The 13,612-nt window shown below is 36.3% G+C and carries 9 protein-coding genes and 1 pseudogene; 7 read left to right on the forward strand and 3 right to left on the reverse strand.

What is annotated here, in order from left to right; translation table 11 throughout:
- Positions 1-1,597: 1,597 nt before the first annotated feature.
- The 4 genes and pseudogenes from L0Z58_RS00475 (at position 1,598) to L0Z58_RS00490 (ending at position 4,889) form a co-directional block, all read left to right on the forward strand.
- Positions 1,598-2,704, forward strand: coding sequence for a D-alanyl-D-alanine carboxypeptidase family protein (locus L0Z58_RS00475; protein WP_010082605.1), 1,107 nt, complete (start codon positions 1,598-1,600; stop codon positions 2,702-2,704).
- 99 nt (positions 2,705-2,803) lie between these two features.
- On the forward strand, positions 2,804-3,118 hold the full coding sequence (locus L0Z58_RS00480) for a DMT family transporter (RefSeq protein WP_010962364.1): 315 nt from the start codon (positions 2,804-2,806) through the stop codon (positions 3,116-3,118).
- Positions 3,119-3,134: 16 nt separating this feature from the next.
- Positions 3,135-3,479, forward strand: coding sequence for a DMT family transporter (locus L0Z58_RS00485; RefSeq protein ID WP_006279756.1), 345 nt, complete (start codon positions 3,135-3,137; stop codon positions 3,477-3,479).
- Positions 3,480-3,745: 266 nt separating this feature from the next.
- Positions 3,746-4,889 (forward strand): annotated as a pseudogene (locus L0Z58_RS00490) (transposase).
- Positions 4,890-5,030: 141 nt separating this feature from the next.
- Here L0Z58_RS00490 and putA read toward each other — a convergent pair.
- The 3 genes from putA to secB form a co-directional block, all read right to left on the reverse strand.
- Positions 5,031-8,171 (reverse strand): bifunctional proline dehydrogenase/L-glutamate gamma-semialdehyde dehydrogenase PutA, encoded by a 3,141-nt coding sequence (gene putA / locus L0Z58_RS00495; protein ID WP_010962365.1) that lies wholly within the window; start codon positions 8,169-8,171, stop codon positions 5,031-5,033.
- 134 nt (positions 8,172-8,305) lie between these two features.
- Positions 8,306-10,891, reverse strand: a complete 2,586-nt coding sequence (gene acnA / locus L0Z58_RS00500) for an aconitate hydratase AcnA (protein ID WP_010962366.1) — start codon at positions 10,889-10,891, stop codon at positions 8,306-8,308.
- Between the two features lie 14 nt (positions 10,892-10,905).
- Positions 10,906-11,409 (reverse strand): protein-export chaperone SecB, encoded by a 504-nt coding sequence (gene secB / locus L0Z58_RS00505; RefSeq protein ID WP_006279761.1) that lies wholly within the window; start codon positions 11,407-11,409, stop codon positions 10,906-10,908.
- Positions 11,410-11,573: 164 nt separating this feature from the next.
- On the opposite strand from secB, the gene L0Z58_RS00510 reads away from it, so the two are divergent.
- The 3 genes from L0Z58_RS00510 to L0Z58_RS00520 are packed head-to-tail and all read left to right on the forward strand — an operon-like array spanning position 11,574 to position 13,590.
- The gene (locus L0Z58_RS00510; protein ID WP_010962367.1) at positions 11,574-12,224 is read left to right on the forward strand and encodes a Tim44/TimA family putative adaptor protein; all 651 of its coding nucleotides are present in this window, start codon (positions 11,574-11,576) and stop codon (positions 12,222-12,224) included.
- Positions 12,225-12,241: 17 nt separating this feature from the next.
- A complete protein-coding gene (gene dnaQ, locus L0Z58_RS00515; protein ID WP_010082574.1) occupies positions 12,242-12,937 on the forward strand; it encodes a DNA polymerase III subunit epsilon in 696 nt (231 codons plus the stop codon).
- Between the two features lie 44 nt (positions 12,938-12,981).
- The gene (locus L0Z58_RS00520; protein WP_010962368.1) at positions 12,982-13,590 is read left to right on the forward strand and encodes an SCO family protein; all 609 of its coding nucleotides are present in this window, start codon (positions 12,982-12,984) and stop codon (positions 13,588-13,590) included.
- The last annotated feature ends 22 nt before the right edge of the window (positions 13,591-13,612 follow it).

Consider the following 13,612-nt stretch of genomic DNA (forward strand, 5'->3'; position numbering starts at 1 on the left):
CGAACCGTCATACCGCGATTCATTCGCGGTATCTCTTAACATAGATCCCTTATTTAACCGCCATACCTTAACATAGATCCCGCTAACACGTAGCGGGATGACGAGGTTATCGTCATGTCACCGCGAACCGTCATATCGCCACGAACCGTCATACCGCGATTCATTCGCGGTATCTCTTAACATAGATCCCTTATTTAACCGCCATACCTTAACATAGATCCCGCTAACACGTAGCGGGATGACGAGGTTATCGTCATGTCACCGCGAACCGTCATACCGCCACGAACCGTCATACCGCGATTCATTCGCGGTATCTCTTAACATAGATCCCTTATTTAACCGCCATACCTTAACATAGATCCCGCTAACACGTAGCGGGATGACGAGGTTATCGTCATGTCACCGCGAACCGTCATACCGTCACGAACCGTCATACCGCGATTCATTCGCGGTATCTCTTAACATAGATCCCTTATTTAACCGCCATACCTTAACATAGATCCCGCTAACACGTAGCGGGATGACGAGGTTATCGTCATGTCACCGCGAACCGTCATACCGTCACGAACCGTCATACCGCGATTCATTCGCGGTATCTCTTAACATAGATCCCTTATTTAACCGCCATACCTTAACATAGATCCCGCTAACACGTAGCGGGATGACGAGGTTATCGTCATGTCACCGCGAACCGTCATACCGCGATTCATTCACGGTATCTCTTAACATAGATCCCTTATTTAACCGCCATACCTTAACATAGATCCCGCTAACACGTAGCGGGATGATGAGGTTATCGTCATGTCACCGCGAACCGTCATACCGTCACGAACCGTCATACCGCGATTCATTCACGGTATCTCTTAACATAGATCCCTTATTTAACCGCCATACCTTAACATAGATCCCGCTAACACGTAGCGGGATGACGAGGTTATCGTCATGTCACCGCGAACCGTCATACCGTCACGAACCGTCATACCGCGATTCATTCGCGGTATCTCAGCCGCTAACAAGAGATCCCGCTAACACGTAGCGGGATGACGGTTATCGTTTAGCTATAAATATTTAAGAAATTTACCAAACGAAAAAAAAGGCAAAAGAAGCCCCGTGGTTGGCTAATTACTTACATTATACTTTCAAGTATGGCGTTTTTTTATTCTAAACGCTTAATAACCGCGATTTAGCTGCTTTTTAATGCAACTAACCTTTAGTCATAAATGTTTAAGAAATTTACTAAACAGAAAAAAAGGCAAAAGAAACCCTAGGGTAGCTAGTTATTCACTATCCATTTTTTAAGTTGGCGTTTTTTTATGTTTTAAATGCTTTATAAGCGCATTTTAGCTTATATTAGGTAAAAACCTAGAAATTTTATAAAGACATAAGGTGCACATAGTGCAAAAAATTAAACATGAGACACCAGATACGTGAGTTTTTTTGTCATTTAATCTGTACAGAGAAGATAAATAAATAGCTTCAGTTTCATGATAAGGGGGCTGGCGAGGTTTGTCAAGGAATTTTTATGCAAGAGATCTATTGAAATGCCCCTGTAAAATTATACTATTAATTAGTACACTATAAATTTAAAATTATAGATATGTTAAGCAGATTGGTAATTTTGCTATTAGTTTTTATACTTCCTTTTTCTTCATACTCATACCAGTTTAGAACCAAAGCAAAGCAAGCAGTAGTCTTAGATTTAGCTTCAGATTCATTCATTTTTGACCATAATTCTGATGAAAAAATGGCCCCATCTTCAATGAGCAAGCTAATGACTTTATATATAGCCTTCGATTATCTAAAAGCTGGAATAATACACATGGAGGATAAATTTCGAGTAAGTAGAAAAGCGTGGGAAAGGAGAGGCTCTTCTATGTTTTTGAAAGAAGGTCAATCCGTTACGGTGAGGGAATTACTTGAAGGAATTACAATAGTCTCAGGCAATGATGCCTGCATAACACTAGCCGAGGGCATTGCAGGATCAGAAGAGAATTTTGTGGCTGAAATGAATGAAGTTGCACAAAATTTGAATCTGAATGACAGTCATTTTGTCAACTCAAGCGGGTGGCCAGATGAAGATCATTTTATGAACGCAAAAGACTTGGTAATGCTGGCAAAAAGGATTTTCACCGATTTTCCTGAATATTATGATTTATTTTCCGAACAATATTTGACATATAATGAAATTGTACAAAAGAATAAAAATCTTCTACTTTTTCACGATATTGGGGTTGATGGCTTAAAAACCGGTTATACAAATGCTGGTGGTTACGGCATTGTAGCATCTGCAAAACGAAATGATAGGAGAATTTTTGCTGTCGTAAATGGTTTAAACACTGAGAAAGAGCGAATAGAAGAAGCAAAAAGATTGATACAATACTCCTTAAATCATTTTAACACTAAGAAAATATTCGTTAAAGACAGCGTAGTTGAGGAAGTAAATGTTCTCTATGGAAAAGATAGAAAAGTGCCTATTACAGTTGCAAACGATGTTACCATAACTTACAACCGCAAATTGCATGACCAAATTAAGGTGCGTATTGAATATAAAGATATGATACCTGCACCCATTAAAAAAGGTCAAGAAGTGGGCAAAGTTTTTGTAGAAATACCAGGTATTGAGCAACAAACTACACCACTTTATGCAGCAAATGACGTGCAGGAATTGAATTTCGTAGAAAAGTTTTTTAGGATGTTGTTTTAAGTTTGATATTAAAGCAATTCCGAAAGAGAGATCTATTGCACTTTAGTGTAGTTTTAACTAACAATTTCTGTTACAATACAAGATTGAAATGTTACGAAAATGTGCTGGTTGTATTTGTTGCTGTCTAGTATCCTAGAGATACTGTGGGCTGTAACGCTAAAGTTTAGTAACAGTTTTACTAAAGTTGTGCCTTCGATTGCAACATTGGTAATTATGATCATTAGCATTTACTTTTTATCTCTTGCAGCATGCTTTCTACCTATTAGGTTATGCTATGCAGTTTCCTCTGGAATATGCACAATTGGAATAACTATAATTGGTGCAACCACTTTCACAGAGAATATTAATTTATCTCAAGTTTTATGTATCGTTTTAATTGTAATAGGAAGCATAGGGCTAAAGCTCTCTATTTAAACCTAAAAATTTATGCATGAATTGGATATATTTACTCTTATCGTCACTAATTGAAGTGTTCTGGGTCATAACACTTAAGCATAGTTATGGATTTACTCATCTCGTACCATCAATAATTAGCATACTCTCCATGGCTCTTAGTACATATTTACTTTCGCTCGCTACACGTTCTATACCTATCGGAGTATGCTATGCAATTTGGACTGGAGTGGGCGCTATAGGAGCTTCGATACTTGGAGTTTACCTATTTGATGAACCAGTTAATTTATTCGAAGTAATATGCTTTATTTTAGTTACATTCGGGATTATAGGATTAAAATTGTTTGATACTGCAAAACAAACTGTTGATAAAATGGAATAAAAGATCCCACTGGGATGAAAGAAGCAGATACTCCATATTGTCATGCAAATTGGAATCCAGACTTTTTTCTATATAGCATGGTGAAGACGGGAAACCGTAACCGTTCACACAATGGCGTCAACTTAAGGAAAAATGTCAGAGATTGTGTATAAAATTTCTCTCCAAATTTTTTATCATTAAATTATCCAAAGAGTGCAAGGGACAGCACTTTTGTTTCTGTTTTATTTCAACAAAGAAGTCTAAAATGTGTCCTTTTTAGGTGAAATATGCAAAAAGGAAAAAACCTTATTCTACAAATTAAAAATATAATATACTCGAAAACTTTTCAGAAAATCCATTGTGTTGAGTTTTACACGAACAAGAAAACTTCCTTTTTCGACAGTATTTTCTATGATTTTAAAGTTAGTTAAAAAAAGTTTGGGAATAGAATGTGAACTTATGGAGCCATTGACATGTACCCTCAAAGCAAGCTTTTTCTAAAGCAAGATATAAGATTTGCCATACAGGCTTTCAAGAATTTAAGCATCCAAACAGCCTATCAGGATGAACCTGAGTTGGAGAGGCTATAGACTTATTGCAGCAGATGGTTCTGGTATGAGATTACCCAGCTCTGGGGAAATTGTATCCGAGTTTGAACCAAATGGAACAACAGGCACCATTGGCAATTTGTTTGTTGATTTGTGTACTTCGCTGATTTGCAGTGCTCGTCTTGCAGCTTGGAATATAGGTGAACAAACGTTGGCGGCAGAGCAATTACCCGAAGTTATCACTCAAATGCGTTTATTAAATCAAGAGAAATTATTATTTATCTATGATCGTCTTCAGTAAAATTCATTCAGCAGCATTATAATTTGGAAGTAGATTTTATTTTTCGCTTGCAAAAAAGAAATTATAGTAAGCTATGGGAACGCTGGCGAATTAGATTTTGATTTTATATTAGAAAATGAAAAGCTAAAAAATAAAATGAAAGGACAGAAAGTAAGAGTTATAGTGCTGACATTAGCCAACTGAGAAACAGAGTTTTTGACCGAGACTTTGGAGCAAAGCTTATGTGTTAAGGTGGCACATAGAGGAGTGCTATAAACGACTCAAAGTAGGAGCAGAGTTAGAGAATTTTTCTGGAGAGGCTGTATTACAAGAGTTTTGGGCAAACTTGGTCATGTGCAATATATTATCGCTTCATATATGTGATGCACAAGGGCCTTGGAACCCAGATCAAATTACTGAGTATCGTTTAAATTTTTCAGTTTTATTTAGTGTAATGAGACAGAAACTCTATCAGGTACTTATTGCGCCAAAAAACTTTCAAGCCCTTTTTAAGTATACGCGCTAAAGTTAAAATCCGACCGGGACAGCCGCAATAAAGTAGATAAGCCTAAACGCCATCATGTCTTTAGGAGAGTTTGCTAATGAAAGTTCTTAAGTTGACGCCATTGGCTGAACGGATACGATTTATTTCAGTGCATGAGCTGGTCCTTTTCGGGTTTTAGCGCTGTGTACATAACTGCACGAACGTCTAGTTTAGGGGTAAGAAAAATTAGGGCCCGCAAATTAATCCAAACACATAAGTGTAGTGTTACCACCAAATGCTGTAGTGTTAACACTTACAACTTTTTCTGTAGAAAAACGCTGTAAATAATGAGGACCACCAGCTTTTGGCCCAGTGCCAGATAGTCCTCTACCACCAAATGGTTGTATCCCAACTGCTGCACCTATCTGGTTACGGTTGATGTAGACATTTCCAACTGATATTTTTTTACTTATAGTTTCAATTTGACTTTGTATACGACTCTGCAAAGAAAACGTAAGCCCATATCCAGTACTATTTATATCACTTATAACTTCATTTAATTGTGACTTGTTAAAACGTATGATATGTAAAATAGGACCAAATACTTCTTGCTTTAATTGCGAAATTTTTTGTATCTCATAAATATATGGAGGAAAGAAATAACCATTATGAGAATTTGTATCCATGGGTACTTTAAATAACAGATTTGAATCTTCGTCCTCTGACATTTTTTGCGTATGTTGAGTTAGCATATCGATAGATGCTTTGTCAATTATTGGACCAATATCAGTACTAAGTTGTATTGGGTCACCAATCTTGAGTTCTTGCGCTGCACCGCATATCATTTTTATCTGCTTCTCTGCTATGTCCTCTTGAATAAACAGCACTCTAAGTGCAGAACAGCGTTGACCACTGCTACGAAACGCAGAAAGCAAAGCATCCATAGCCACTTGCTCTAAAAGAGCAGAGCTATCAACTATCATAGCATTGAGCCCTCCTGTTTCAGCAATAAGTGGCACAATAGGACCATCCCTATTTGCAAGCATTTTATTGATTATTTGAGCAGTTTGTGTTGAGCCAGTAAAAGCTACTCCGGCAATTCTATTGTCTGGAACTAATATTTTGCCTAAATATCCACCATCCCCAGGAATGAGGTGTAACACATTCTTTGGTATCCCAGCTTCATGTAGTATCTTAACAGCTTCGTAGGCAATAATCGGCGTTTGCTCTGCCGGTTTTGCCAGCACTGCATTACCTGCTGCAAGTGCAGCTGAGACCTGCCCAATGAAGATAGCGAGCGGAAAATTCCACGGTGATATGCATAAGAAAACTCCTCTGCCTTCAAAAAAGATGAAGTTATCTTCACCTGTTGGGCCCGGCAATTTTTTCCAGTCGCTCAGTTCATTTTTTGCTATCATTGCATAATAACGCAGAAAGTCGATTGCCTCTCTTACTTCTGCTATTGCATCGGATAAAATTTTTCCTGCTTCCACAATCAGAATGTAAATTAACTCTTTCATCCTTTCCTCAAGCAAATCTGCAGCTTTTTCAAGGCATTTAGCGCGCTCTTCTGCTGAAACATTCTGCCACTTAGCAAAAGCACTGTGTGCTATTTCAAGAGCGTTTAAAGCTTGATCGCTTGTTGCACTTGACACTTCTCCAATTACATTTTCCAAATGTGCAGGATTCACTACTTCGATAAATTCAGCATTATCAAATAGTGCTTTTCCATCAATTATTGGTCCAATTTGCCACTTTTTTTCACTAAAACCCTTTATATCATCTGCAAATTGTGAGACTATCACAGAATCACTAATATCCATCCCCAAGGAATTTTTTCTTTCTGGTCCCAAAATATCTTGTGGTAATGGAATGCCTGGATGAGGTTCATAATTAAAATTTATAGCTTTTTCCAGTGGATCTGAAATTAACTCATCGATTTTAACGTTAGGATCACTTATTTGATTAACAAACGAACTATTAGCTCCATTTTCAAGAAGGCGTCTTATAAGATAAGGCAACAAGTCACTATGTTCCCCAACGGGTGCGTAGACACGACAGCTAACATTTGTTGCAAGCTCTGACATTGCATAATCATATAAGTCTTTTGCCATTCCATGTAAGCGTTGAAATTCAAATCCAGGGTGGTTTTTATCAGCAAGTTCCATGATAGAAGCAAAAGTATAGACGTTATGAGTTCCAAAGCATGGGTAAAAGCTGTTTGGTTTACTCAAAAGTTTCTGTGCGCACACGAAGTAAGATACGTCAGTATAGCTTTTTCTTGTAAATACTGAGTAATCATTTAATCCCAATTCTTGCGTACGCTTGATTTCTGAATCCCAATATGCACCTTTTACAAGCCTCACCATAATTTTGTGCTTTGATCGGATAGCAACATCTTCAACAAAGTCAAGAACAGATAAAGCGCGCTTTTGATATGCTTGCACAGCCAAGCCAAGCCCTTCCCACTCAGAAAGTGATTCATCAAGCCGTAATTGTTCAAACAAGATTAAGGACATTTCAAGCCTTTCTGTTTCTTCTGCATCTATGCATAATGAAATGTTGTATTTTTTTGCTTCATGACAAAGCTCTAGCAGTTTAGCTCTCAACTCTTCAGCTATATTATCGAATTGACCAAATTCATAACGTGGATGTAACGCAGACAATTTGATTGAAACTCCATGCGATTTAAAACAATCATTTATTTCAGTGGATTCACCTATAGCTTTTATTGAGTGCATGTATGAATTAAAATACTCTTCTGCATCTTCAGCTGTGTGAGCAGTTTCGCCAAGCATATCAAAAGAGTATAAAAACTTACTATTGTCATCTAGTTTTGCATACCTTAAAGCTTCTTCTATGGTTTCTCCAACAACAAAATGATTACCAAGCATAGACATTGCTTGTTTTACTGCTTTGCGAATGATCGGTTCTCCTAAATTCTTAAGTAACTTAGAAATTGCGTAATAGAACTTCGAATCGCCTTCATTATCTCTCAATATACTGCTACCTATCATCAAGCTCCATGTGGAAGCATTGACAAACAACGAAGAAGAGTGCCCTAAATATTTATTCCATTCCTGATTGGCAATTTTATCTTTGATTATTTCGTCTATTGTATAATCATCTGGTATTCTAAGTAGTGATTCAGCAAGGCACATCAATGCTATTCCTTCATCATTGGAAAGCGAGTATTGCTGCATAAAGGAATCTACAATACTTAATTTATTGTGTTTGATTTTTTCAATAACTTGTTTTGCAATATTATAAATTCTATTTTTTGAATCAGCCGAAAGCTCTGCTTTTTCTACAAGATAACGTATATAACTCTTTTCATCAGTACGATAAAATCCTTGTAAACGTTTTCTGAGTTCATTAGGTTCTTGTATAGAGCTTATCATATATAATTATCTCCAAAAAATACTCCGACACCATATGTATGGTGAAATTATATCATAACTTTGCGCAGAGCAAATTGCTATTTACAAAGGGATCAGGGCTGGCTAAAAGAAGTCCATGCAATAACTTCACTAAATCAAAAAGATTGTGCAAGTATGTAGCTCAACACTCCACCACACATCAAGTATTTAGTCTCAGTTGCGGTTTGTACACAGCATTTGAGTTGAATTGATTGTTCAGAATTATCCTTTCCTTTGATGATACATTTTAGATTTCCACCTGGCACTATTTCACCTTTTATGCTTATTACCTTACTACCATCAAATATCTTTCTGGTTATTCCATTTTGGAATATAAGTGGAAGAACACCCATACCAACTAAGTTGGACCTATGTATACGCTCAAAGCTTTCTGCAATTACAACTTTAATCCCCAACAATAAAGTACCCTTTGCTGCCCAATCCCTACTTGAACCTGTGCCATACTCCTTTCCTGCCACAATGATGAGAGCTTCCTTGTAGCGCATCGCCGCATCAAAAATTGGCATAGTTTCTTGAGAAGGAATATATTTTGTATATCCACCTTCGGTGCTAACCATTTCATTTTTTATTCTAATGTTAGCAAAAGTCCCACGCATCATTACATTGTGATTACCACGGCGAGACCCGTATGAATTGAAATCCCGTGGTTCAATTCCAAGCCCTTTTAAATATAGACCGGCAGGACTACTCGAGGCAATATTTCCCGCAGGGGAAATATGATCAGTAGTTATGCTATCGCCAAACATTGCTAATATTTGTGCACCCTTTATATCGATTTTATTATTTTTAGGTGATAAGTTATCAAAATAAGGCGGATTTTGTATGTAAGTACTGTTTGCATCCCAATTATAGATTTCACTTTTTTCACACTTTATCTTCCGCCAATGTTCATCACCAGAAAAAACATCCTTATACTTTTGTATAAACATCTCACGTGTTACCACACTTTTAACACAATCTTCGATTTCATTGTTTGTTGGCCATATATCTTTGAGATAGACATCATTTCCATTCTTATCTTTGCATATTGAATCTTTTGTCAGATCAATTTGCACAGTACCAGCAAGTGCATATGCAACAACAAGTGGCGGAGATGCCAAGTAATTAGCTTTGACTAACGGATGAATTCTTCCTTCAAAGTTACGATTGCCAGATAAAACTGCAGCAACGGTTAAGTTTTTGTTTTTAATGCCATCTTCTATATCTTTATTAAGTGGACCAGAATTCCCAATGCAAGTTGTGCAACCATATCCAACTAGATTAAAACCCAAAGCATTTAGATCTACCTGCAATCCAGACTTTTCTAAATATTCTGTTACAACTTGTGACCCTGGAGCAAGAGAAGTTTTAACCCAAGGCTTTGATTTTAATCCAAGTTTAATTGCATTACGAGCTACAAGACCTGCAGCAATCATCACACTTGGATTTGAAGTATTAGTGCAGCTTGTTATTGCTGCAATAACTACACTTCCATCTTGGAGTTTATCGCTTTCCTTTGACTCATTAACTGAAAATGATTTAGAAAAAGACTCTGCCACTTGTGAAAGAAAAACCTTATCTTGTGGTCTTTTAGGACCAGCCATTACTGGCTTCACGCTCGATAAATCAAGTTCTAGTGCGTCAAAAAATGCTAACTCATTATTGCCACGCCACAATCCTTGCTCTTTCGCATAAGCCTCAACTAACTTAATCAGCTTTTCTGGTCGCCCTGTTAAATGTAAATAATCGAGTGTTTTCTGATCAATTGGAAAAAACCCACAAGTTGCACCATACTCTGGGGCCATGTTTGCTATAGTGGCTCTATCTGCCAAAGATAAATAATCTAAACCATCACCATAAAATTCTACAAACTTACCAACAACGCCTTTTGTTCTTAGGATATTGGTAACCGTCAGCACTAAATCAGTCGCAGTTACTCCTTCCGGCAGTCTGCCAATTAATTTAAATCCAACTACTTCTGGAATCACCATACTAATTGGTTGACCAAGCATCACAGACTCAGCTTCTATGCCTCCAACACCCCAACCAAGAACTGATAACCCGTTAACCATTGTAGTATGGCTGTCAGTACCAACTAAAGTATCAGGATATATGACTCCATCATTATTACACACAACTTGCGCTAAATATTCAAGGTTCACTTGATGGCAAATCCCTGTGCCAGGCGGCACTACTCTAAAATTTGTGAAGGACGATTCTCCCCACTTTAAAAATTGATATCTCTCCAAATTTCTTTTTACTTCTAACTCAACATTCTTACTGAATGCGGAAACACTTCCATAACTATCTACTTGAACAGAATGGTCAATCACAAGATCAACCGGTACAGACGGATTTATATTGCTTGGGTTTCCTCCATTTTTCTTAACATAGTCCCGCATTGAAGCTAGATCAACAACAGCAGGAACCCCTGTAAAATCTTGCATCAACACCCTTGCTGGTTTATAGCTAATTTCGTGATTAGTGTGTTTATTAACGCAGTCTGCTAGTACTCTTATGTCATCTAGCTTTACGTTTACTCCATCTTCATTGCGCAATAAACTTTCAAGCAGAACCTTAAGTGAGCAAGGCAATTTAGTCACATCTATTCCTAAAAATTCACTAGCACTACTTAGGCTAAAATAGTTGTATGACTTCCCGTCAATGTTTAAAGTCGTTTTTGCATTTAAAGAATTGTTCATCCTATCACACTATATTAGTTAAAATTGGAATTACTACCGTTACTTTTTTGTTGTTGACCTTGCTGCTCATACATAGTTTCAAAATCTATAGGATCTAGCATCAGTGGGGGAAATCCACCACTACTTGTAACTCTTGCAATTATTTCTCTTGCAAAAGGGAAAAGAAAAGTAGGTCCGCCAATAAACAAAGCTTGTCTTACCTCTTCCTCACTCAACTCTTTTAAATTTTCTATTGAAAAAATGCCACAATATTTCGTCTCACAAATGAAAGCTACACCATCTTTTATGCCTTCATCTTTTACCGTTGCTTTGACTTCTATATGCAAAGTAATTTCATGAAAAGATTTTTCTTCATTCACTTCTTCTTTGTTTTTCGTCCCTTCTAATTTTGCTGAATTGATATTAACCATTACATTAATATCTGGAGCTTTACTAGAAGAAAGGAATGGCGAATTCGGATTCTCAAATGATAGATCTTTAACATATTGACCGTGAATTCTCATTTTTTGTTGTGGCATTTCTTACGTCTCCTTTAATTAAGTTGAGATATTTAATACTTTCTTATATAATATATTCATTTACAAACGAATAGCAAACCTGATTATAAGTTGATATGAAAAACATATTTTCATTAATAATTAATAATGTTCGGATACTTTATATGCCAAGGAGTTGAGTTACTATGATAGAGCTTGTAATATATGCTTTATTAGCGGCGTTCATTTTTTCACGTTTGTATAATTCTTTAGGAAGGTCAGCCAACCTCAACCTAAAAAAGCTAACTAATGTATTGGATGTAAGCCGAAGTAGAGAAGATGTAGTAGAAAACATTGAGGGTTACATTGATAGCAATGATGAAAATTCAATAAAAGTTACTTATAAACAAATATTAAAAAAAAACAAAGATTTTTCTATTTCCCACTTTATAGAAGGTTCAAGCATAGCTTTTGAATTAATAATAAAATGTTTCAATCAAGGAAATTTGTCTCAGTTAAAACCACTTCTCGATAAAGACTTATATGATAATTTTGCAGAGAAGATTAAACATCGTAAAGAGGTGCACGAGTCTATAATTGTTTCTATCGTTTCACAAAAGATTTTAGAAATAAAGCTAGTAAAAAACGCAGTGTTTATTGCAGTATATTTCCTTTCAGAGCAAATTAACTTCGTTAAGAACAATGAAGGAGATATAATATCAGGTAGTACATCCACTATTAATAAAGTTGAGGATGTATGGCAATTCAAAAAAAATGTTAATTCATCAGACCCAAGCTGGTTGCTTGTTTCTATTCACTATAAAAAGACAAGTAACGATAAGACAAATGATAAGTAAGATGAGTTTTATTTGAAATGGAAAGCAAGCTACGCGAAATAGTACTTGACACTGAAACGACAGGTCTTGACACTGAATCTGGTCATCGAATTATTGAAATAGGGTGTGTGGAATTAATTAACCGCATTCCAACAGGTAAAGTATTCCATCGGTACCTTAACCCAGAAAGAGATATACCTTATCACTCGTTTAAGATTCACGGTATTAGTGAAGAATTTTTAGAAGATAAACCATTATTTTCAGATGTTGCACTTGAATTTCTTGACTTTATATCTAATGATATTTTGGTAATTCACAACGCTGAATTCGATGTTAAGTTCCTTAACATGGAGTTAAGCAAGCTGAATGCTAGGTTAATTTCCTCAGACAGAGTGCTAGATACATTACCTCTTGCGAGGAAAAAATTCGCAGGATCACCTGCTTCTTTGAATGCATTATGTAAGCGTTTTGATATATCGCTAGAGAATAGAGAATTGCACGGAGCACTAGTTGATGCTCAATTGCTTGCAAAGGTATATGTTGAACTTACAGGAGGGTTACAAACCTTTCTGTTTGATAATGAATGCAATCAGGACAGTAACTCCACATTCGTTCAGCATAAAGTACGTAATCTAACTCCCAGAGAACATTTACCAAATAGTGAAGAAATTGATGAACATAAGAAACTGTTAGACAAAATTAACAATACACTTTGGAATAAATATATTGAATAGGTTAACCAATAAAGATACAATTCAATTTTGCTGAGAGCATTCTAATGGTAAGGTTTATAAGATTATTATCTAATGTGCTAGCAGCATTAGCAGTTGTTTTTTTAGGTTATTGTTATTTCACTAAAAAAGGCATATTTGCCCCAGCAGCGATTCACAACGCAGAAGTTAAGATAGGCGGAGATTTTTCTTTAATTAATCAGGACGGACAGATCTTGCGCAGTAGTGATTTTAAAGATAAATACATGATGATTTTCTTTGGGTTTTCCTCATGCAAAAGAATTTGCCCTATGAACCTTGGAATAATTTCAGAAACACTTGCAAAGTTAGATGAGAAAACTAACAACAAGCTACAAACATTCTTCATCACAGTCGATCCTGAGCGCGATAGCACGGAAAGACTTAAAGAATTTCAGCAGCAATTTGACCACAGAATACAAATGTTAACTGGTGAAAGAGAAAAAATAGACGAAGTAATTGCAAAGTATAAAGTATATGCTAGCAAAGTTGGTGGAGAAGAAGAAATCAACCATTCTTCAATAATGTACCTTATTGGCCCTGGAGGAAAATATGTTACACACTTTGCAGCTGATTTAAATTCAGACGAAAGTCAATCTGATAAGATTTTGGCTGAGATAAGAAAATACGTAAACTGAATTATAGATTTTTCTGTTAATT

It is taken from the genome of Wolbachia endosymbiont of Aedes aegypti (assembly GCF_021496215.1).
Lineage (GTDB): Bacteria > Pseudomonadota > Alphaproteobacteria > Rickettsiales > Anaplasmataceae > Wolbachia > Wolbachia pipientis.

What these genes read in the sequence shown, in the direction of transcription:
- dnaQ (WP_010082574.1), top strand. Translation starts at nt 12,242, where the DNA reads ATGGAAAGCAAGCTACGCGAAATAGTACTTGACACTGAAACGACAGGT.
- L0Z58_RS00510 (WP_010962367.1), top strand. Translation starts at nt 11,574, where the DNA reads ATGATAGAGCTTGTAATATATGCTTTATTAGCGGCGTTCATTTTTTCA.
- L0Z58_RS00475 (WP_010082605.1), top strand. Translation starts at nt 1,598, where the DNA reads ATGTTAAGCAGATTGGTAATTTTGCTATTAGTTTTTATACTTCCTTTT.
- L0Z58_RS00485 (WP_006279756.1), top strand. Translation starts at nt 3,135, where the DNA reads ATGAATTGGATATATTTACTCTTATCGTCACTAATTGAAGTGTTCTGG.
- acnA (WP_010962366.1), bottom strand. Translation starts at nt 10,891, where the DNA reads ATGAACAATTCTTTAAATGCAAAAACGACTTTAAACATTGACGGGAAG.
- L0Z58_RS00520 (WP_010962368.1), top strand. Translation starts at nt 12,982, where the DNA reads ATGGTAAGGTTTATAAGATTATTATCTAATGTGCTAGCAGCATTAGCA.
- secB (WP_006279761.1), bottom strand. Translation starts at nt 11,409, where the DNA reads ATGCCACAACAAAAAATGAGAATTCACGGTCAATATGTTAAAGATCTA.
- L0Z58_RS00480 (WP_010962364.1), top strand. Translation starts at nt 2,804, where the DNA reads ATGTGCTGGTTGTATTTGTTGCTGTCTAGTATCCTAGAGATACTGTGG.
- putA (WP_010962365.1), bottom strand. Translation starts at nt 8,171, where the DNA reads ATGATAAGCTCTATACAAGAACCTAATGAACTCAGAAAACGTTTACAA.